Here is a 20,313-nt window from a genome sequence, read left to right on the forward strand (position 1 = left end):
GTGTCAATCGACGAAGGGAGCATGGCCGGTGCGTCGCAAACAGCCGAAGATCGCCACGGACCCTGCGGCTTTCGAGGCCTTCTACCGGCGACATGTCGATGCCGTCACCCGCTTCCTCGCCCGCCGCGTCGACGACCCGCACACGGTCGCGGACCTGGTGGCCGAGGTGTTCGTCGCGGTGCTCGACTCGGCCCACACCTACCGGGCCGACCTGGGCACGGAGATCGCCTGGTTGTACGGCGTGGCCCGCAACACGATCTCAGCCGAGCGACGGCGGGTCTACCGGCAGCACCAGTTGACGGACCGGATGAACGGCCGCCGGCAACTGGCCGCCGACGACGTCGCCAGGCTCGAAGAGCGCATCGACGCGGAGCGGGACGCCAGGACGGCCTTCGCGGCCATGGAGGAACTGCCGGAAGGGGAGCGCGCCATGCTGGAGCTGGTCGCCATCGACCAGCTCACGGTCACGGAGGCGGCGCACGCCCTAGGTATCCGTCAGGGCGCCGCCAAGGTACGCCTGCACCGCGCCCGCCGGACGCTACGGAACCTGCCCTTCGTCATGGATGGAGCACGATGAGCTTCGAGGAGCAGTTGCTGATGGATCTGAAGACCGAGATCGCCGCCCGCGCCGACCGGCGTCGCCGCCTCACCCGCACCCGGTCCGTGCTCGCAGTGGCCGGAATGGCCGCCGTGGCCGCCGTCGCCGTACCCCTGCTGACCGGCACCGGGACACCCGCGTACGCCGTGAGCACGAACACCGACGGCACGATCAGCGTCGAGATCAACGAGTTCAGGGACGCCGACAAGCTGGAGGCCGACCTCCACGAGGCCGGCGTCCAGGCCGACGTCAGCTACGTGCCGATCGGCAAGCAGTGCGAGCCGGGGCGCGGAGCGGTCGTCGGCGGGGAACCGGGCGGCATCGATGAGTTCCGCAAGTCCGTGAGTTATAAGGCCGCCCGCGTCCGGACCGGAGGCGTCGACATCCACCCCCGGTACGTCGCCCAGGGCCAGACCCTCGTGATGGAGTTCGCCGAGAACAAGGAGAGCTCCGGCAGGCCGGACATCACCGCGCGCTTCAAGGCTCAGGTGATCGCCGGTCCGGTCAAGCCCTGCACCCTCGTCGACTGGAACGTCACGCCGTAACGGACGCTTCACGGGAACCGCGTCGAAAGGGAGGGCCGAGGGTTCCGGCCCGGCGCGGTGGTGGCCCGGCTCTGATCGGAGCCGGGCCACCACGCCGTGAACGCCCGGCTGTTACGCCGCTGTTAGCGCGACCTCAGAAGACTGCCTCCTCGACACCGGCCCCTCGGAAGGGAGCCGGACGGAAGGAGCAGCCAGATGGAACACCCGCCCAGCGCTGAAGACGCTGAAGTCCGTCACAGCGGACGAGGATCCTGGCACCGAGTGGCCCGGCTCATGAGGGATCATCCCCTCACCGGCTATTTCCTCATGACCTTCACCCTGTCCTGGTGCTGGATGGCCCTGGCGTTCGGCGTTCTGCGGCTCCCCATGATGGGAGTCGGCGGAACCCTGGGACCGCTGATCGGGCCGTGCCTGTCCGCCTTCGTCATGACGGCGGTCACGCAGGGCAGGGCGGGCGTGCTCCGCCTCCTGAGGCGGTTCGTCCTGTGGCGGGTCTCCCCGCTGTGGTACGTCGCGGTCCTCCTGGGCTGGCCCCTGCTCGTCGTGGCCGCCGTTCTGGCTCATGCCGGCACGCTCGACGTCCTGCGAGCTCCCGCCCTGGGGTTCGGCCTGACGTACCTGGGCGCCTTCGCGCACATCCTCGTGCTCGGCGGCCCTCTCGGAGAGGAACCGGGGTGGCGCGGCTTCGCTCTGCCGGGCCTTCAGGAGCGCATCGGTCCTCTGCTCGGATCGCTGCTGCTCGGGGCGTTGCACGCCATCTGGCACCTGCCCGTCTTCCTGCTGGTTCCCGGCTACAACGGCAGCCCGACGGACCTGCCGGGCATGCTCGTCGTGTTCGCGTGGTTCACGGCCGGCGTCACCGCGGGGGCGGTGACCTTCACGTGGCTGTTCAACAACACGCGCGGCAGCCTGCTCATAGCGATGCTGCACCACGCGACCGCCAACTGCGTGGGTTTCGTGATGCAGGGCTTCTTCGCCGGCGCGGACGTACTCGGCGCTCTGGGCCAGGTCCGCGCGCCCCTGCAGATCGCCCTGGCGCTGGTCGTCATCGCGGCCACTCGGGGACGCCTCAGTTACGGACGCCACCGGCGCGAGATCGGCGCCCCCGGAACCGACGACCGGCGCTCCGAGGGTTACGCCGCCCGGTAGCCCTTCGGCTCCTCGGGGACGAGGATCCACATCGCCACGTAGACCACCCAGAGCGGCCCCGGGATGAGCGAGAGCAGCAGCCAGAGGATCCGGACGAGGGTGGGAGGAAGGCCCATCTTGTCGGCGAGACCGCCGCAGACGCCGGCCAGAATCCTGTGCTCTCTTGAGCGGTACATGCTATGCCTCCGTGTGGTTACGACCTACCCGTACAACGGACGAGGAGCCCGACGGACTCCCGTCAGGAACCCTGAGAAAACCCTGTAAGGGTCAGCCACTCACGGGCCATGCCCAGATGTCGGCTGGTCAGGCCCCGCATCGGGTCCACGTGGATGAGCAGGAAGTCGGTCAGCCCCTGACGCACCCTGAGATAGTCCTCGTCCTCTGCCCACACCTGGTCGTCGAACCACACGAACGGCCGCCGCCCGGCGTAGGCGGCCACGTGCGGGGTCTTGAACATCTCGCCGTGCTCGCTCGGGGGGTCGGTGGTCAGCGGGATGACGGGGAGCGAGGGCAGGCCGATCCTGGGCGCGATCCAGTCGTTGGCGTGCTGCTCCCACGTGGTCGCCCAGACCAGCTCGGACCCGGTGGCGATGGCCAGGTCGAGCAGCCTGCGACCGTGCCTGGGGTTGAGGTGCACGGTGTAGACCTCGCCCCCGATCGTGCACCGGTAGCGCCGGTAGTCGGGCGTCGGCCGGCCCATGGGGTTGAGCACGCCGTCGACGTCGAGCAGCAGCAGCGGCTTCACAGCGGGGCTCCCGCCCGATGTTCCTGCGGGCTGACGCCGTGGACCCGCTTGAACGCCGCGCTCAGCGCGAACGGGCTGCCGTAGCCGACCTTCCTGGCGACCGAACCGATCGTGGTGTCGGGCTCGCGCAGCAGGTCGGCGGCCAGGGCCAGCCGCCAGCCGGTGAGGAAGGCCATCGGCGGCTCGCCGACCAGCTCGGTGAAGCGCCTGGCCAGCGACGCCCTGGACACGCCCACCTCGGCGGCCAGCCCGGCCACCGTCCAGGGGTGGGCGGGGTCGTTGTGCATCATCCGCATGACCCGGCCCACCACCGGGTCACCCATGGCACGGAACCAGCCGGGCGCCTCGTGGGTGGCGAACCAGGCCCGCAGCACCGCGATGAGCAGCACGTCGAGCAGCCGGTCGAGCACGGCCTCCTGACCGGGCTCGTCCTTGACGATCTCGTCGGTGAGCAGCGCGATGATCGGGCCGCCGGGCTGCACGATCAGCCGGGGCAGCGCTTCGAGCAGCCTCCTGCTGACCGCGCCCTCCAGGTTGTAGGTGCCGGTCAGCATGACGGTGCCGCCGTCGGGGTCGTTGCCCCACGTGCGCACGCCCAGGTCCATCGTCCCGGCGAGCGGCCGCCCGTCGGGCGTCGCGCAGTGCTGGCCGGGGTGGATGACGACCTGCGGCTCGGTGCCGGGGCAGTCGGCCACGGTGTACGGCTCCGGCCCCCGGACGACCGCGACCTCACCCGGCCGCAGGCGTGCGGGTGCGCCCGCGTCGAGCACGATCCACGACTCGCCCGACACCTGGGCGATCACCGACAGCGGGGCCTCGTCCTCGATGCGCAGCGACCAGGGCGGGGCGAGGACCGAGCGGAGCAGGAAGGCGCCGCGGGCACGCGGGCCGTCGAGAAGCGCCGCGAGCTGGTCCATGGGTCAGACGATCGCATAGCGGATTGCGCATCTCAACCACGGGCAGCCGTACGGATATCGTCAGCGGACGACCCTGGCCGGGTCCCATCCGGGCCGGGGCACCGAGTCGAGCAGCAGCCTGGTGTAGGGGTGCTCGGGCTCGGCCAGCACCCGCGCGACCGGCCCCTGCTCGACCACCACTCCCCGGTGCAGGACGAGCGTGTCGTCGCAGAGGTGGCGCACCACGGCCAGGTCGTGGCTGACGAACAGCAGGGCGACGCCCGAGTCGCGGCGCACCTGGGCGAGGAGTTCGAGGATCTGGGCCTGGATCGACACGTCCAGCGCGGCCACCGCCTCGTCCAGCACCAGCACCGACGGCTCGACCGCCAGGGCTCTGGCGATGGCCAGGCGCTGGCGCTGGCCGCCGCTGAGCTGGTGGGGCCGCGCCCCGGCCTCGCGGGCGCCGAGCCCGACCTGGTCGAGCAGCTCGCCGGCGCGTGCGCGGTCCCTGCCGTGCAGCCCGAGCGCCGTGCGCAGGCACTCGGCCGCGGTGAGCCGGGGGTCGAGCGAGACGTACGGGTCCTGGAACACCATCTGGATCTCGCGGGCCCTGCGCAGCCTGGCGGCCCTGCCGCGCTCCTTGAGGGTGCGGGCCCTGCCGTCCACGGTGATCGTGCCCGAGTCGGGGGCGACCAGACCGACGAGCATGCGGGCGATCGTGGTCTTGCCCGACCCCGACTCCCCCACCAGGCCGAGCGAGCCGCCCGCGGCCAGCTCGAAGGAGACGTCGGCGGCGGCCACCGCGCCGTCGTACGACTTGCACAGGGCGTGTACGGCGAGCATGTCAGGCCTCCACCAGGCGGCAGGCGGCCCAGCCGCCTGGCACGGTCACGGGCTCCGGCCGCCACTCCTCGCAGGCGCCGGTGGCGTGCGGGCACCGGGCCGCGAAGGGGCAGCCGGTGAACACGTCGTCCAGCGAGGGCGGCCGGCCGGGGATCGGGCGGATCGGGCGGGGGTCGTCGAGCTCGGGCGTGCAGGCCAGCAGCCCCGCGGTGTACGGGTGGCGCGGGTCCTCGAACAGTTCCTTGGCCGGCCGCGACTCGACGACCGTGCCCGCGTACAACACGTGCACCCGGTCGCAGAAGGCGGCGGCCAGGTGCAGGTCGTGGGTGATGAACAACATGCCGAGCTCGCGTTCGGCCTGCACCCGGCGCAGCAGCGCGAGCGTCTCGGCCTGAGTGGTGACGTCGAGCGCGCTGGTCGCCTCGTCGGCGAGGAGCAGCGCCGGGTCGGCGGCCAGCGCGGCGGCGATGACCACGCGCTGCAACATGCCGCCCGACAGTTCGTGCGGGTACTGCCGCAGGTGCCGTTCCGGCTCGCGCAGGCCGACCGCGGCCAGCAGCTCCAGCGCCCGCGCGCGGGCCTCGGCCTTGGGCCGGCCCAGCGTGTGCACCATGCGCTCGGTGAGGAAGTCGCCGATCCTGCGGACCGGGTTGAGCGACGAGCGCGGGTCCTGGTAAATCATCGACACCTGCGTGGCGCGCAGGTCGCGCAGCGTGCCCGGGTCCATCGTGAGCACGTCGTCGCCCGCGACCAGCACCCGCCCCGACACCGTCGCGTGCTGGGGCAGCAGGCGCAGCACCGAGCGGGCGAGGGTGGACTTGCCGGAGCCGGACTCGCCGACCAGGCCGACGATCTCGCCCCGGCCGACGGTGAGCGAGACGTCGCCGAGGATCGGCCGCCGCCCGCCCGCCCCGATCGTCAGCCCTTCGACGGACAACACCATCACGTCCCCCTCACGCCCATGCGGTCGGCCAGGCGCACGCCGATCACGTTGAACGACACGACCACGAGCGCGATGGCCGCGCCCGGCACCAGCACCGGCAGGAACGCCCCCTGCACGATCGCCGGCTGCCCCTCCTTGACCATCAGCCCCCAGTCGGAGGACGGCGGTTGCGCCCCGAACCCGAGGAAGCTCAGCGTGGCCAGGCTCATCAGCCCCTCCCCGAACAGCACGACCAGGTAGCCGACGATCGAGCGCGCCATGTTGGGCACCAGGTGCCGCACGCAGATGGTGAAGCCGCCCATGCCCTGCACCCGGTAGGCGTCGATGTACGGCTTGGCGCACTCGCCCAGCGCGACGCTCCTCGTGTAGCGGGCGATCGTCGGCGTGTAGGCCAGGCCGAGCGCGACGACGGCCGTGGTCATCCCGTTGCCGAAGACGGCCACGATCAGCACGACGAACAGCAGGCCGGGGAAGGCGTACATGACGTCGGTCAGCCGGGCCACGACGGTGTCGACCCAGCCGCGGTGCCAGGCGGCCAGCGTGCCGAGCGCGACGCCGAGGACGGAGGCGATGGCGAGGAGCAGCAGCGGGCCGACGAGCGAGGTGCGGGCGCCGTACAGGACCCGGGTGAGCAGGTCGCGACCCGACTGGTCGGCGCCCAGCGGATGCCCGGGCGACATGGGCGCGAGCGTGGCGGCGAAGTCGACCGCGTCGGGCTCGTACGGCGCCACCACCGGCGCCAGCAGTGCCGCCGCGACGACCAGCCCGAGGAAACCGCCGGCCAGCCAGTAGCCGAGGGGCCGCGCGGGCCCCGGCGAGAGCGCGGAGACGACGGTGGTCACGCCCGCCTCCTCACCCTGGGGTCGATGAGCGGCTGCAGCAGCTCGACGAGCGTGGTCACCACGATGTACGCGGCCACCATGAACAACATCACCGCCTGGGTCACGGGGAAGTCGTGCGTGTTGATCGCCTTGACCAGCAGCGAGCCGATCCCGTTGAGGCTGAACGCGGTCTCGACGACCACGGTGCCCGCCAGCATGCCGGCGGTGACCAGCCCGCACATGGTCACGATCGGGCCGAGCGCGCCGCGCAGGACGTGCCTGGTGACGATCAGCCGTTCGGCCAGCCCCGACGCGCGGGCCACGGTCACGTGGTCGAGCTCGCGCTGCTCGACCATGGCCTGCCTGGTCACCCGGCTGATGATCGCGAGGGCGCCCAGCGCGAGCGTCACGGCGGGCAGCGTCAGGTGCCACAGCGACCCGCCGCCCATGACGGGGAACCAGCCGAGCTGCACGCCGAACAGCGAGATCAGCACGGCGGCGGTGACGAACGACGGCACCGAGGTGGCCAGCGTGGTGCCGGCGACGACGGCGGAGTCGGTGCGGCCGCCGCGGACCGCCGCCAGCACCCCGAGGGCGACGCCGGACACCACGAACAGCACCGACGCGTACGCCACCAGCCCGAGCGTGCTCGGCAGCCGGGCCAGCATCAGGTCGAAGACCTGGTCGTTGTACTGCATCGAGCGCCCGAGGTCGCCGGTCACGGCGTCGCCCAGCCACCGCGCGTACTGCACCAGGAACGGGTCGTCCAGGTGGTACTGGGCGCGGATGGCGGCCAGGTATTCGGGGGTGAGGTTCTCCTTGCCGCCCGCCAGGAACGTGACCGGGTCGCCGGGCGCCGCGTACGACGCCCCGAAGATCACGAACGAGGTGGCGAGCAGCGTGGCGACCAGCCCGGCCAGCTTGCGGACCGCCACGGCTCAGCCCTTGGCCCCGAGGTCGGCCGCCCACGGGTAGCTCATGTGGACCTGCGAGGCGGGCGGTCCGGTGACCTTGCCGCCGAGCACGACCGCGTTGGGCACCTCGACCAGCGAGATCCACACCATGTCGGCGGTGAAGCGGCGCTGCAGCTCGATGACGTCCTTGGCGCGGGCCGCGTCGTCGGTGGTCTCCAGCGCCCTGGCGACGAGCTCGTCGTACTCGGGGGAGCTGAACTTGACCCAGTTGTTCGCCGAGCCGGTCAGCCCGTTGTCGTAGAAGCCGATCGGGTCGGACTTGGTGATGTACCAGTCGTCGGGCACCAGGTCGACCTGGGCGCGCAGCGACTTGTCGGTGTAGAAGCTGCCGAACTCGGACGCGGGCACGGTCTTGATCTGGGCGGTGAGCCCGATCTTCTTGGCCGCGTCGACCACCGCGTTGGCGATGACCGTGCGGGACTGCTCGCCGTTGGTGGCCACGATGATCGGCTCCTTGGGCGCGCCGGCCTCCTGCACGAGCTTCCTGGCCGCCTCGAGGTCGGGCGTGTCGGGGGCGCCCTGGAGCTGGTCGTAGGCCGCCTGGAACGCCTCCTTCTCGTACGACCAGGCGCCGGCCCCGACCGGCACCTTCCACGGCCTGGCCAGCCCGGCGAAGCCCGACTTCGCGATGCCCGCGCGGTCGACGGCCAGCGACAGCGCCCGGCGGATCTTCGGGTCCTTCATCACGCCGCGGTCGGTGGGCAGCAGCACGTACACGCGCGTGGTGGCCCCGTAGGCGACGCTGACCGCCTGGTTGGCCTGCAGCGCGACCGCGGGCCCCGTGTCGGACAGGTAGGCCCCCTGCGCCTCGCCGGTGACCAGGCTGTTGACCAGCGCCGTGTCCTCGGCCCACTTGAAGGTGACGCTCCTGGTGAGCGGCTTGACGTCCTTGTTCCAGTACGCGTCGTGGCGGGTGATCGTGAGGTGACTGCCCGACTTCCACTCCGCCACCTCGTACGGCCCGCTGCAGGCGTCGTCGTGGCCCGGCGTGCCGAACTCCTTGCCCTGCTTCTCGACGGCCTCCTTGTTCAGCACGATCCCGGCACCGCCCGCGATGGCCTGGTCGAACAGCGAGTTGGGCTTCTTGAACGCGATCGTGACCTCGTGGTCGCCGGTCCTGGTGACGGATTCGACGTCCTCGAACTCGTCGGACTCGTCCATGCCCTCGCCGGCGTGCCGTTCGAGGCTCCACACGACGTCGTCGGCGGTGACCGGCGAGCCGTCGTGGAACGTGGCGTCCTGGCGCAGTGTGAGCACCATGGTCCTGGGGTCGGGCCGCTCGGCCTTCTCCGCCAGCCAGGGCTCGACCGTCATGTCGGGCTGGGTCTGCATGAGGCGCTCGCAGACGTTGGCCATGATCGTGCGGTTGCTGGTGCCGCCGTCGGTGTCGAGGTCGAGGGTGCCCGGCTCCTCGTCGATCAGCCAGACGGCGGAGTCGAGCGGGCCCGCCGCCTTGGCCGTGCGGTCGACCAGGGTGAGCTTGGCCGGGTCGGCCGGCTTGGTGGTCGCGGCGGGGCCGCCGCAGGCCGCGGTGAGACCGATGAGCCCTAGGAGGGCGAGCGTCTTCTTCACGGGGTCACTTCTCCATGCGGTCCGTCGTAGAGGTTCCAGGGCACGCGCTCGTACTCGTGGTCGCAGGGCGTGCCCGCCGCGATCAGGTAGTCGCCGGTGGTGAGGTCGACACAGCTCGACAGCAGGGTCGCCCACCGCTTGACGGCGGGCTGGGCGGGGTCGGGGTGGGTGCAGAGGGACTCGGGGTAGCCGAGGTGGTCGGACATGGCGAGCCTGATGCGCTTGCGCGCCTCGTCGGTGCCGGACGCCTCGGCCACGGCCCGCAGCCCGCCTTCGGCTCTCGGCACCCGGAACAGCGAGTCGGCCGAGCCGGGCCGGTAGGAGGCGGCCAGTTGCGGCGGCACGAACGCCTGGTAGTGGTTGCCGTGGACGAGCAGCCCGTCGGTCGGGTACATCCAGCCGACCGCTCCCGGGGTGGTCTCCAGGTCGATCGCGAAGCCCTCGCGGTGGGTGACGAGCGCGTTGCTCGCGATGTGGGCCCGCGGTTTGGTCAGCGCCTCCAGCGCGGCGTTGAGGTTGTCGCTGTCGAGCACCCTGCGCCTGATGAGCGTCTGCGGCACGCCCACCGAGTCGTCGAAGCGCCCGCCGAGCCCGTTGGCGTTGAGCGCGATGCCCGCCGAGTTGGCCCCCTGCCGCCCGACCTGCCCCGCCTCCACATGCATGATCACCGTCGGCTTGCCCGGCTGGACCACCCTGAGCACCATCAGCGTGCCGGACACCCCGTCGCGCCAGTCCCAGTTCTGGCCCGCGTAGACGTGGCCGTCGCCGGCGGCCTCGCCCATCAGCGCGAACGACGTGCACCCGTCGGGCTCCATGGAGCTGAACGTGGTGTCGTAGATGATCTCGCCGCGCGCGTTGAGCGCCAGGACGTCGAGGAAGCCGACTCCCGCGCCCTCGGCGATGCCCTCCATCTCCTCGACCAGGTCGGGCGCGAACGCCCTGCTCGGCTCCACCCAGCGGGCCGCGCGCTGCACGACCTGATCCCAGGTCAGGCCGCTGGAGTGCCCGAACGCCTCGGCGTAGTAGGCCATCGCACGCTGGACGCGGTCACGGGCCTGCTCGCCGTACTGGCGTCCCCGCTCGCGCGGAGCGCCGGAGATCTCGACGAGAGGCAGGGATGTGAGGCTCAATGGTGCTCCTTGGACCGACCGGCCTGTAACGTTCATTTCAGGAAGCGGCGAGTCTGTAGCGGTCGTTTCCAAGACAGGGTAATGATCGCTACAGAGGAGTCAATAGCCGTAATGGAAAATACACACGGTCCGGTCGAGCAGCTCAGAGCCAAGGTCAGGCAGTTGTGGGACGAGCTGTCACCGGCCGAGCGGGCGGTGTGCCAGTTCCTCGTGTCCGCCTCGCCCGAGCAGATCCTGTTCGCCAGCGCCCAGGAGCTCGGCGCCGCGACCGGCACCAGCAACGCCACCGTCGTGCGCACGATGCAGCGGCTCGGCTTCGGCGGGCTGCCCGGGCTGAAGCGCGCGCTGGCGGCCGAGTTCACCTCGGCGGTGGCCCCCGACATACGCCTCAAGCAGCGCATCAGCCACGTCGGGCAGGACCTGTCGGGCATCTGGGAGCGGGTCTTCGACGAGGCCCGCGAACGCATCGACCACTGCCGGCGCCTGTTCGACGAGGAGCCGTTCAGGAAGGCGGTCGAGCTGCTGGTCAACGCGCCGGGCGTGCTCGTCTTCGGCACCGGGGCCTCCGACCCCGCCGCCCGCCACCTGGCGCTCAAGCTGGGCCGCCGCGGCCACCGCGCCCGCGCCACCGCGGCGACCGGCTTCGCGCTGGCCGACGACCTGCTCGCTTTGGGCCACGGCGACGTGCTGGTCATCTTCCAGCCGGGCCGCCGGCTGAAGGAGATCACGGTGCTCATCGACCGGGCCCACGCGGTGGGGGCGGGCATCGTCCTGATCTCCGACGAGCTCGGCGGCGAGTTCGCCGACCGCGTGGACGCGGCACTCGCGGCGCCGCACACGCCCACGGGCATCACCGGCGAGCCCCTGACCGGCATCATCGTGGCCGACGCGCTGCTGCTGGCGCTCGACTCCCTCGACCAGACCCGCTCGGTCGAGCACTCCCACCAGCTGAGCGCGCTACGCCAGCAACTTCTCGGCCCCCGTTTCCGCTAACCTCACCTCGTCAGTCCCGCTTTCTCGGAAGGTTTCGTCGTGATCGGCTGGCTAGAAGCGGTGGTGCTGGGGCTGATCCAGGGGCTCACGGAGTTCCTGCCGATCTCCTCCAGCGCCCACATCCGTGTGGTCTCCGCTTTCGCCGGCTGGCAGGATCCGGGCGCGGCGTTCACCGCGGTCATCCAGCTCGGCACGGAGACGGCCGTGCTCATCTACTTCCGCAAGGAGATCTGGGACATCATCTCCACCTGGACCCGCTCCCTGTTCGTCAAGGAGCTGCGCGGCCACTGGGCGGCCCGCATGGGGTGGTACATCATCGCCGGGTCGCTGCCCATCGGCATCCTCGGCGTGCTGCTGAAGGACCAGATCGAGACCGTCTTCCGCGACCTGCGGCTGGTAGGCACCACGCTGATCGTCTTCGCCTGCATCCTGTGGCTCGCCGACCGCACCGCCCGCAACAAGCTCACGCTGGAAAAGCACCTGAGCCTGCCCCACGCCCTCGTCTACGGGTGCGCCCAGGCACTCGCGCTGATCCCCGGCGTGTCCCGCTCGGGCGGCACGGTCACCGCCGGCCTGCTCCTCGACTACCGACGCGAGGACGCCGCGAAATACTCGTTCCTGCTGGCGATCCCCGCCGTCCTGGCCTCAGGCGTGTACGAACTCCGCGAGATCGGCGAAGGCCCCTCCCCCGCGTGGGGGCCCACCATCCTGGCCACGGTCATCTCGTTCGCCGTCGGCTACCTGGCCGTGGCCTGGTTCCTGAGATACATCAGCACCCACCGCTTCACCCCGTTCGTGATCTACCGGATCATCCTCGGGTTCTTCGTCATCCTGGCGGTCACGTTGGGGTGGATCCCGGCCAACGGCTGAAAGTGCGGGGATAGCGGCTGCACAGGGCGAAGACGGCGGCGAACAACGTCCAGGCGGCGACGTACGCGACGGGGTGGCTCCAGGCGTCGCCGACGAGGTCGGACAGCGCGGCGCGGCCCTCGAAATAGCAGGCCAGACCGCCGATCGCGCCCGGGATCGCGCCCCACCAGCGCCGCCACCAGACCTCGTTGGCGACCACCTCGAAGACCACGAGGGCGATCGGGCCGCCGAGGAGGAACCTCATCCCCGGCGGGTCCGACATGAACGCGGAGATCACCATGACCGCCACCGCGGAGCCGGCCGTCAGCAGGACGACGGCCCCGAAGGGCGCGGGCTCGTCACGCGGGTCGGTCTCGGGCGGTAAGGGGGCGCCTTCGGACTCCGGGGCGCCGGCGGGCACGGACTCGTCACGGGGGTCGTTGTCGTCGGGCACGGCAACCATTCTGGCCGACGTCCCCGAGCGGCGGCGCCCCGGAAGGCGGGCGGCGCGAACGGCAGCGCCGCTTCACCCGTCCGTGATCTCGCCCCCGGCCGCCATCCCGTCCAGGCGGGCGCGGATGGACCCGACGTCGACGCCGCTCTCCTCCGTCCGGTCGGTGCCGAGCGAGGTGAGGATGGCCAGCGCGGCCGACCAGTGACGGCGGGCCAGGTCGGGCCGGCCGAGCGTGCCGTGGGCGCGGGCGATGCCGTCGTGCGCGCGTGCCTGGTCGCTCGGCTGGCCGAGCTCCGTCGCCAGGTCGAGCGCCCGGCGGTGGCGATCGAGCGCCCGGTCCGCCTGGCCGCCGTCGTGCTCCAGCCGGCCCATGGCGTGCACGGCCTCGAACTGCCAGTTGCGGTTGCCGAACTCGCGTGCGAGGTCGAGGGCCTGCTGGTAGCAGTCGCGGGCCTGCTCGTACCGGCCGCGGACGCGATAGAGGTGGCCCAGGCCGGTAAGACAGTTGATCTCGCTCAGCCGGTGGCCGGTGCGGCGGGTCAGCGTCAGGGCCTGGGTGAGGTAGTCGGTGGCCGGTCCGTACGCGCCGCGGACGAGGTTGATGTGGCCGAGCCCGATCAACGCCGCCGACTCGCTCGTACGATTGCCGATCGAGCGGGCGATGCCGAGGGCTCCGGCCAGGTTGGCGGCGCCCTGCTCGTGCTGCCCCATCAGCCGGTGGACGTTGCCGGAGCCGATCAGCGCGTCCAGCTCACCGCTGCGGTGGCCGATCGCGCCGGCGATCTCCAGAGCCCGCGCGCAGTAGCCGATGGCGGGTTCGTAGTGTCCCCGGCTGGCGCAGAGCATGCCGAGCCCGTTCAGCGCGCGCAGTTCGCCCACCCGATGCCCCATGGCCCGCGCGATGTCGAGGGCACGCGTGATGTCCTCGGTGGCCTGGTCGTAACGGGTCCGCAGGCGGCCGATGTCGCCCAGCCCGATGAGCGCCTCCATCTCGCCCACGCGGTCTCCGGCGGCGCGGCAGGCTTCCAGAGCGCCCGTGTGGAGGTGCTCGGCGTCGGCGAACCGGGCGCGCGTGCGCAGCCCCCGGTGCAGGGTGTCCGACAGGTGCCGGACATGCCGGTGCAGCCCATGCCTGGCGGCCTGCTGAGCGAGCGCGAGCAGGTTGGCCAGCTCCGCGTCCAGCCACGCGCCCGCGTCGGGCATCGACACGGTGCCGGCTGCTGGTGCGGTGCCGGGCGCGGTGTCCGAGGCGGCGTCGGTCGGGAGGCTCGGGCGCAGGTCGGCGTGGTAGGGGTAGAGGTGGTCCATCGCCGCCGTGGCGGCCCGGCAGTAGTGGTCGAGCAGCCGGGTCAGCGCCTCGCGCCGGTCGTCCGCCGGCTCCTCCGCCTCGGCCGTGGCCGCGGCGTGCGCGCGGACCAGGTCGTGGAACCGGTAGCGGCCGGGCACCGGCTCCTGCAGGAGATGCACCTCCTGCAACTGGTCGAGGAGCCGCCCGACACGCGTGACCGGCGTGTCCAGCAGGGCCGCGGCCGCGTCGGCCGTGATGTCCGTGCCGGCGTCGAGGCCCAGCAACCGGTACGCCCAGCGCACGTCGCCGGGCAACTCCCGGTAGGACAGCTCCAGCGCGGCCGTGACGCTGCGCTGCCCGGCGTGCAGCTCGCTCAGCCGGCGCCGCTGCTCCTCGAGGCGGGCGAGCAGGTGATCGACCTGCCAGGACGGATGGGCCTTCAGCCGGGCGGCGGCCAGCCGGATGGCCAGCGGCAGCAGCCCGCACCGCCGCACCACCTCGGCCAGGGCCTCGCCCGGCACGCCCGCCACCCGATCGGCCCCGGCCGTCCGGACGAACAGGGCGACCGCGTCGGGGAGCGGCAGCACGTCCACCGACACCGTACGCGCGCCGTCGAGGCCGACCAGCCGCCGCCGGCTCGTCACCAGGACCAGGGACTCGCCCGCGCCCGGCAGCAGCGGCCACACCTGCGCCTCGTCGGCGGCGTTGTCCAGCACGATCAGCATCTTCCTGCCGGCCAGCACCGTGCGGAAGAGCGCCGCCCGGTCGTCGAGATCGCGCGGCACCGACTCCCCCGGAACCCCCAGCGCGCCGAGCATGCGCGCCAGCGTGTCGGCCGGATCTGCCGGGGCCACGTCACGGGTGTGGCCGTGCAGGTCGATGAAGAGATCGCCGTCGGGAAAGCGGGGGGCGAGCTGGTGAGCGGCACGGACCGCGAGGGCGGTCTTGCCGACCCCGGCCATGCCGTCGATGGCCGTGATCACGACGGTGGCCGCGCCGTCCGCGTCGTCGAGCACGGCCAGCTCCCGTGTCCTGCCGATGAACATCGCCACGTCGGCCGGCAACTGCTGCGGTCGCACCCGGCCGAGGCCGGGCTTGCCCGGCGCCCCCGTCGTGGCCCGGATGAGGGCCGCCCTCTCCTGCTCGGACAGCTCCAATGCCTCGGCGATCAGCCGCATCGACGTGCTGCGCGGGCGTCGCAGCTCGCCCGCCTCCAGCCGGCGCACGGTGCGCTCGTTGAGCCCGGCCAGCTCCGCCAGCTGCTCCTGAGTCAGCAACGCCCGCTCGCGCCAGGCCCGCAGCAGGGCGGCCGCTTCTTCGCCATCCTCACGTGGTGCCGGCGGCATGCGCACCTCTCCTGCGGTCGGCCACACCTGCGTCCTCGGAAGAACAAAATATGACAGCCGTACGCTTGGCGGCACGGCGGAAAGTTCACTCCGTCACGGACACCGTACGGGCCGGGCGACGCCGTGCGCGAGTACTGCCCGCCTCCCGCCCGTGCCGCCCGCGCCGATCCCTAGCAGCAGCCGGACGAACCGGCCCGGGCACGAGCCGCGCCGCCCACCTTCCCGCGCGGGAACGGACCCCTCTGTGGTCAGGTGTTTCGCCGGCTCGGGTGTGGATTCGCGGGCGAGGCGGAGAGCCATCAGGGCGTAAGCGGAAATCTGTCCGGAGGATGTCCGGCGATCGCCCTGGGGCGCCCAGGGTGAGACAACGCAGGATCTGCTTCAGCGGGTCAATCCGCCGAACAACTCACCTAGAAGGAGCAGATCATTGAGAACGCCGAAACTCACGATGAGGACTCTGGCCACGATCTCCATCGTCGCCACGCTGACATCCGTGGGAGCTTCGCAGGCGGCATACGCCGATCCGGCACCGAGGCCGGTGTCCCCCGTGGAAGCACAGGCCCTCGACTGTCCTGTCGGCAGTATCTGCCTGTGGCAGGGGGCGAACTTCACCGGCCTCAAGATGGTCGCACCGGAGACCGCGCCGGGGAGTTGCAGGTGGACCGCCGTCCCCTACCGGTCGGCCTACAACCGTACCGGTGCTTCGCAGCGTCTCTGGCAGAACACCGACTGCACCGGGGCCAACCGCTACCTGCCCAGCGGATCCGCGATCGACCAGGTGGGCGGCTTCAAGTCGGTGGGGGGATGACCGGCATCGCAACCGCACCGCGCCGAGCTTCGTACCCGGCGTCCAGCGCTACCTGACGGGCGAGCTCTCCTTGGCGGCGATCGTGCCGCGCCGCCGGCCAGCCCGGCCATCGAGCAACCCGAGATACTGAGCCGAAGACAGCAGGCCCAGCCCGGCTGAGACGTTGTCCGGCACCGCGGCGACGGTCCTGAACTGCTGCGCGGGCGCGAGCAGCCAGCCGAGCGCGCTCCACAGGAACGCCCACACCAGCGCGACGGGCAACGCCAGGTTCGCGACGGGCACGAGGGCCGGGAACACGGTGCCGGCCACCGGCGCGCTCAGGATCATGCGGCGCGGGCCGTACACGTCGGTGAGGCGCGCCGGCACCCGCCGGTCGGCCAGCGGCCACGAACCGCTCCTTCAGCCGCCCCGGCATCGGGATCGCGACGTCGGGCACCAGGGCGGCCACCCCGGCGAGCCCGGCCATCCCGGGCCCGGTGACCAGCCAGAGCGTGGCCCGCCGGCTCGTGGCGCCGCGCGAACACGGTCATGAGCTGGCCGGTGGAGATGCCGAGGTCCGCCGAGATGGGCGGCAAGAGGCCGGCGGTGACGAACATGCCCGTACCGATCGCGAAATTTCCGGCGGCCAGCGGGTAGAGCCGTGTGCTCAAGGGAGCCTCCGTCTGCACAGTTGGACGCAGACTGTCGCATTGTTTTACGGTCGTCAAACAATGCGACGGAGATAGGATGGGATCCATGCGCCTGCTCCCGCACCCGGCGACGGAGGACATCGAGCTCACCGAGGTCCTGCGGGCGCTGTCCGACCCCATCCGGCTGAAGATCGTCGCCCGGCTGGCCACGGCCGGCAGGATGACCTGCGGAGAGGCCGGCGACCACCTCGGCGTGCACAAGTCGACGACCTCACACCACCACCGCACCCTCAGGGAGGCCGGCGTCGTCTGCACCGAGCAGGAAGGCCGGCTGAAATACATCAGCGTGCGCCGCGACGACCTCGACGCCCGCTTCCCCGGCCTGCTCGACTCGATCCTCACCGCGTCCCGCGACGCGCCGGCCCCCGCAGCGTCCGGTGACGATCCGGCCCTCACCGCGTCCGGCGAGCGCGGCCGGCGCTGACCCGACCGCATGACCGGCCCCGACCTGCCCATCCGCCACGTCCTGCCCGAGCTGCTCGGCACGCTCGACCGGCACGGCGCCACCGTGCTCACCGCCCCGCCCGGCACCGGCAAGACGACGGTCGTCCCGCTGGCCCTGGCCGAGACCGGGATGCGGGTGCTGGTGGCCGAGCCGCGGCGCCTGGCCGTGCGCGCGGCGGCCCGGCGCATGGGCGTGAGCTACACGATCCGCGGCGAGCGCCACACCGGCGCCGACCCCAGGGTCGAGGTCGTCACCACCGGCGTGCTCCTCCAGCGCCTCCAGCGGGACCAGGAGCTGGCCGGGGTCGACGCGGTCATGCTCGACGAGTGCCACGAGCGCCACCTCGACGCCGACACCGCGCTGGCGTTCCTCCTCGACGTACGCGACACGCTCCGGCCCGACCTGCGGCTGCTGGCCACGTCCGCCACCGCTGACGCGGGCCCGTGGTCGCTGCTGCTCGGCGGGCCCGTCGTCGCGGCCACCGGCGCCACGCACCCGGTCGAGACCGTGTGGGCGCCGCCGCCGCGCCCGATCACCCCGCCGCACGGCCTGCGCGTCGATCCCGCCCTGCTCTCCCACGTCGCCGCGACGGTGCGCGTGGCGCTCGCGGAGCGGGACGGCGACGTGCTGTGCTTCCTGCCCGGCGTGGGCGAGATCGCGAAGGTCGCGGGGCTGCTCGCGGGTGCCGGGGTGGAGGTCCTGCAGGTGCACGGCCAGGCTCCGGCCCGCGTCCAGGACGCCGTGCTGTCGCCCGGCACGGCCCGCAGGGTGGTGCTGGCCACGTCGGTCGCCGAGTCGAGCCTGACCGTCCCCGGTGTGCGGGTGGTGGTCGACTCGGGGCTGGCCCGCGAGCCGCGCACCGACCACGCCCGCGGCCTCGGCTCGCTCACCACGGTCAGGGTCTCGAAGGCGTCGGCCGACCAGCGGGCCGGGCGAGCGGGCCGCGAGGCGCCCGGCGCGGTCTACCGCTGCTGGCCGGCCGCCGACCACGAGCGCCTCGCCGACCACCCGCGGCCGGAGATCGTGCTGGCCGACCTGACCGGGTTCGCGCTGCAGGCGGCCTGCTGGGGCACGCCGGACGCCTCCGGCCTGGCGCTCCTCGACCCGCCGCCGGCCGCCGCGATGTCCGCCGCCGCCCGGGTCCTGGAGGCTCTCGGTGCCGTGGAAGGGCGGCGGGTGACCGGCCGGGGGCGGCGGATGGCGCTCGCCGGCGTGCACCCGCGCCTGGCCCGCGCCCTGCTCGACCTCGGGCCGCGCGCCGCCGAGGTGGTGGCCCTGATGTCGGAGCAGCCGCCGCGCGACGCGGGCGACGACCTGGTGGAGCTCTGGCGTACGGCCCGGCGCGGCGGCACCCCGTACGCGGCCCGCTGGCGCCAGGAGTCCGCCCGCCTCCGGCGCACCGCCGCCACGGCCGGCCCGCCCACCCACGACGAACCCGCGGGGCCGTCCGCGCACGCGCGAGCCTCGGGGGCGGATGACGCGCTGGCGGGGGTGGCCGTGGCGCTGGCGTTTCCCGAGCGGGTGGCGCGCAGGCGGGGCGGCGGGTATCTCATGGCGTCAGGCACGCGGGCCCAGCTCGCCGAGGGTTCGAAGCTGGCCACCGCCCCCTGGCTGGCCATCGCCGTCGCCGACCGCCCGGCCGGGGCGGCCTCGGCCCGCATCAGGCAGGCGGTCGTCATCGACGAGGCCACCGCCAGGCTGGCCCATCCCGTCACCACGGAGGACGAGGTGGCCTGGCGGGTCCCGCCGGGCGAGCGCCGCGGTGACGTGTCCGCCCGCCGGGTGGAGCGCCTGGGAGCCATCGAGCTCTCCTCCACCCCGCTCAAGGACGCCGACGTCCGCGAGGCCATCCTGTACGGCCTGCGCACGGAAGACGTACTGACCTGGACGAAGCAGGCCGGGGATCTCAGAGACCGCCTGGCCTTCTGCCACCGCGCGATCGGCCCGCCCTGGCCCTCGATGGACGCGCTCTTCGACCTGTCAGATCAGTGGCTCGAACCCGAGCTGTCCAGGGCCCGCCGCCGCGCCGACCTCGAACGCATCGACGTGGCCTCGGCGCTGCGGCGCCTGATCCCGTGGAGCGAGCGGCTGGAGGCAGCCGCTCCCGAACGCGTCGAGGTCCCGAGCGGTTCCCGCATCCGCGTGGACTACTCGGGGGAGCAGCCGGTGCTGGCGGTGAAGCTGCAGGAGTTGTTCGGCCAGCAGGAGACACCGGAAATATCCGGTGTGCCGGTCCTGGTGCACCTGCTCTCCCCGGCGGGCCGGCCGGTGGCGGTCACGGCGGACCTGGCGTCGTTCTGGCGGGACGGCTACCGGTCCGTACGCGCCGAACTCCGCGGCCGCTACCCGAAGCACCCGTGGCCCGAGGACCCGCTCACCGCGCCACCGACCAGACGCACGAAGAGGAGCAGAGCGTGATCGACCGGCTGGCGGAGGCGGTTCGGGACAACGCCGAGTGGTGCGACCTGATGTGCCGCGTCCACGGTTCTCCCGGCACGTTCACGGGCAGGGCCTGGACGAACGCCGTCAGGACCCCGCTCTTCTATCCGGACGCCGTCACCCTCTCTCCCGCCGCGACGGCGGCCGACGTGCTCGACCGCATCGACTCCGGCCCCGGCGCCTCGGTCAAGGACAGTTTCGCCACCCTCGACCTGCCCGGCTTCGACGTGCTGTTCGAAGCCCAGTGGTTGTGGCGTTCCGCTCCCGCCCGTACCGGCCCGGCGGCCCGGCAGCGCCCGGATGCGGGAATCGGGTGGGAGGTCGTCGGCGACGCGGCCACGCTCGCCGACTGGGAGCGGACGGCCTTCGGCGAGGTACACGGCCTCTTCCCGGCCTCGCTCCTCGACCACGTGGAGATCCTGTGCGGCCGGATCGACGGTGAGATCGTCTGCGGCTCGGTGCTCACCGCGAGCGGTGCGGTGGCGGGCGTCTCCAACGTGTTCGCCTCCGGCTGCGACCTGGACGCCGCGTGGGCGGGCACGGTCGCCATGGCGGCCTCCCTGTTCCCCGGCCGCCCCCTGGTCGGCTACGAGAGCGACCCGGAGGCCGCCCTGAGCCACGGCTTCACCCCGATCGGCCCCCTCCGGGTGTGGCTCAGGAGGTGAACACGGCCGCCCGCCGAACCGCGGCGTCAGACCGTCAGATCCTCCGAAGCGGTACCACGGTCCTCTCCGGCCTGTCCGGAGTGACCCGGGTCTGACACGGCGATCCTCCCCGCAGACGAAG

At 72.4% G+C, this 20,313-nt stretch carries 21 protein-coding genes; 9 read left to right on the forward strand and 12 right to left on the reverse strand.

Features of this window, described 5'->3' with window-relative positions:
* The first annotated feature begins 28 nt into the window (after positions 1 to 28).
* The 3 genes from ABGB14_RS40640 (at position 29) to ABGB14_RS40650 (ending at position 2,292) form a co-directional block, all read left to right on the forward strand.
* The gene (locus ABGB14_RS40640) at positions 29 to 577 is read left to right on the forward strand and encodes a sigma-70 family RNA polymerase sigma factor (RefSeq protein ID WP_347649195.1); all 549 of its coding nucleotides are present in this window, start codon (positions 29 to 31) and stop codon (positions 575 to 577) included.
* Positions 574 to 1,143, forward strand: coding sequence for a hypothetical protein (locus tag ABGB14_RS40645; protein ID WP_347649196.1), 570 nt, complete (start codon positions 574 to 576; stop codon positions 1,141 to 1,143). Before ABGB14_RS40640 ends, ABGB14_RS40645 begins: the two co-directional genes overlap by 4 nt.
* Positions 1,144 to 1,416: 273 nt before the next feature.
* Positions 1,417 to 2,292, forward strand: a complete 876-nt coding sequence (locus tag ABGB14_RS40650; protein ID WP_347649197.1) for a CPBP family glutamic-type intramembrane protease — start codon at positions 1,417 to 1,419, stop codon at positions 2,290 to 2,292.
* Here ABGB14_RS40650 and ABGB14_RS40655 read toward each other — a convergent pair.
* From ABGB14_RS40655 to ABGB14_RS40695, 9 genes are all read right to left on the reverse strand, one after another.
* Positions 2,277 to 2,468 (reverse strand): PspC domain-containing protein, encoded by a 192-nt coding sequence (locus ABGB14_RS40655; RefSeq protein ID WP_106243857.1) that lies wholly within the window; start codon positions 2,466 to 2,468, stop codon positions 2,277 to 2,279. The two genes, ABGB14_RS40650 and ABGB14_RS40655, sit on opposite strands and share 16 nt — an antisense overlap.
* A gap of 62 nt (positions 2,469 to 2,530) precedes the next feature.
* Positions 2,531 to 3,037, reverse strand: a complete 507-nt coding sequence (locus ABGB14_RS40660) for an HAD domain-containing protein (RefSeq protein WP_347649198.1) — start codon at positions 3,035 to 3,037, stop codon at positions 2,531 to 2,533.
* On the reverse strand, positions 3,034 to 3,954 hold the full coding sequence (locus ABGB14_RS40665; RefSeq protein WP_347649199.1) for an AraC family transcriptional regulator: 921 nt from the start codon (positions 3,952 to 3,954) through the stop codon (positions 3,034 to 3,036). Before ABGB14_RS40665 ends, ABGB14_RS40660 begins: the two co-directional genes overlap by 4 nt.
* Before the next feature lie 60 nt (positions 3,955 to 4,014).
* Entirely contained in the window at positions 4,015 to 4,776 is a 762-nt protein-coding gene (locus tag ABGB14_RS40670; RefSeq protein WP_347649200.1) for an ATP-binding cassette domain-containing protein, read from the reverse strand.
* Between the two features lies 1 nt (position 4,777).
* A complete protein-coding gene (locus ABGB14_RS40675) occupies positions 4,778 to 5,719 on the reverse strand; it encodes an ABC transporter ATP-binding protein (RefSeq protein WP_347649201.1) in 942 nt (313 codons plus the stop codon).
* A complete protein-coding gene (locus tag ABGB14_RS40680; RefSeq protein WP_347649202.1) occupies positions 5,719 to 6,561 on the reverse strand; it encodes an ABC transporter permease in 843 nt (280 codons plus the stop codon). The genes ABGB14_RS40675 and ABGB14_RS40680 overlap by 1 nt, the downstream gene beginning before the upstream one ends.
* The gene (locus ABGB14_RS40685; RefSeq protein ID WP_347649203.1) at positions 6,558 to 7,475 is read right to left on the reverse strand and encodes an ABC transporter permease; all 918 of its coding nucleotides are present in this window, start codon (positions 7,473 to 7,475) and stop codon (positions 6,558 to 6,560) included. Before ABGB14_RS40685 ends, ABGB14_RS40680 begins: the two co-directional genes overlap by 4 nt.
* Before the next feature lie 3 nt (positions 7,476 to 7,478).
* Positions 7,479 to 9,086: an ABC transporter substrate-binding protein gene (locus ABGB14_RS40690; protein WP_347649204.1), complete on the reverse strand. Its 1,608-nt coding sequence runs from the start codon at positions 9,084 to 9,086 to the stop codon at positions 7,479 to 7,481.
* Positions 9,083 to 10,216, reverse strand: a complete 1,134-nt coding sequence (locus ABGB14_RS40695) for a C45 family peptidase (RefSeq protein ID WP_347649205.1) — start codon at positions 10,214 to 10,216, stop codon at positions 9,083 to 9,085. Before ABGB14_RS40695 ends, ABGB14_RS40690 begins: the two co-directional genes overlap by 4 nt.
* A gap of 111 nt (positions 10,217 to 10,327) precedes the next feature.
* Between ABGB14_RS40695 and ABGB14_RS40700 the strand changes: the two genes are divergently transcribed.
* Entirely contained in the window at positions 10,328 to 11,209 is an 882-nt protein-coding gene (locus ABGB14_RS40700) for a MurR/RpiR family transcriptional regulator (RefSeq protein WP_347649206.1), read from the forward strand.
* 39 nt (positions 11,210 to 11,248) lie between these two features.
* On the forward strand, positions 11,249 to 12,079 hold the full coding sequence (locus ABGB14_RS40705) for an undecaprenyl-diphosphate phosphatase (RefSeq protein ID WP_347649207.1): 831 nt from the start codon (positions 11,249 to 11,251) through the stop codon (positions 12,077 to 12,079).
* Here ABGB14_RS40705 and ABGB14_RS40710 read toward each other — a convergent pair.
* Both ABGB14_RS40710 and ABGB14_RS40715 read right to left on the reverse strand, forming a co-directional pair.
* Positions 12,048 to 12,512, reverse strand: a complete 465-nt coding sequence (locus tag ABGB14_RS40710; RefSeq protein WP_347649208.1) for a hypothetical protein — start codon at positions 12,510 to 12,512, stop codon at positions 12,048 to 12,050. The two genes, ABGB14_RS40705 and ABGB14_RS40710, sit on opposite strands and share 32 nt — an antisense overlap.
* Before the next feature lie 72 nt (positions 12,513 to 12,584).
* Positions 12,585 to 15,146 (reverse strand): tetratricopeptide repeat protein, encoded by a 2,562-nt coding sequence (locus ABGB14_RS40715; protein WP_347649209.1) that lies wholly within the window; start codon positions 15,144 to 15,146, stop codon positions 12,585 to 12,587.
* A gap of 547 nt (positions 15,147 to 15,693) precedes the next feature.
* Between ABGB14_RS40715 and ABGB14_RS40720 the strand changes: the two genes are divergently transcribed.
* Complete coding sequence (locus ABGB14_RS40720; protein ID WP_347649210.1) at positions 15,694 to 15,954, forward strand: peptidase inhibitor family I36 protein; 261 nt, start codon at positions 15,694 to 15,696, stop codon at positions 15,952 to 15,954.
* Positions 15,955 to 16,002: 48 nt separating this feature from the next.
* On the opposite strand, the gene ABGB14_RS40725 is transcribed toward ABGB14_RS40720, so the two are convergent.
* Complete coding sequence (locus tag ABGB14_RS40725; protein ID WP_347649211.1) at positions 16,003 to 16,320, reverse strand: hypothetical protein; 318 nt, start codon at positions 16,318 to 16,320, stop codon at positions 16,003 to 16,005.
* 369 nt (positions 16,321 to 16,689) lie between these two features.
* Between ABGB14_RS40725 and ABGB14_RS40730 the strand changes: the two genes are divergently transcribed.
* From ABGB14_RS40730 to ABGB14_RS40740, 3 genes are read left to right on the forward strand one after another with little or no spacing between them, the layout of a single operon-like run.
* Complete coding sequence (locus ABGB14_RS40730) at positions 16,690 to 17,067, forward strand: metalloregulator ArsR/SmtB family transcription factor (RefSeq protein WP_347649212.1); 378 nt, start codon at positions 16,690 to 16,692, stop codon at positions 17,065 to 17,067.
* Between the two features lie 9 nt (positions 17,068 to 17,076).
* The gene (gene hrpB / locus ABGB14_RS40735; protein ID WP_347649213.1) at positions 17,077 to 19,506 is read left to right on the forward strand and encodes an ATP-dependent helicase HrpB; all 2,430 of its coding nucleotides are present in this window, start codon (positions 17,077 to 17,079) and stop codon (positions 19,504 to 19,506) included.
* Positions 19,503 to 20,192, forward strand: a complete 690-nt coding sequence (locus tag ABGB14_RS40740) for a hypothetical protein (RefSeq protein WP_347649214.1) — start codon at positions 19,503 to 19,505, stop codon at positions 20,190 to 20,192. Before hrpB ends, ABGB14_RS40740 begins: the two co-directional genes overlap by 4 nt.
* Positions 20,193 to 20,313: the final 121 nt, after the last annotated feature.

This window comes from Nonomuraea sp. B10E15 (assembly GCF_039871615.1).
Classification (GTDB): domain Bacteria; phylum Actinomycetota; class Actinomycetes; order Streptosporangiales; family Streptosporangiaceae; genus Nonomuraea.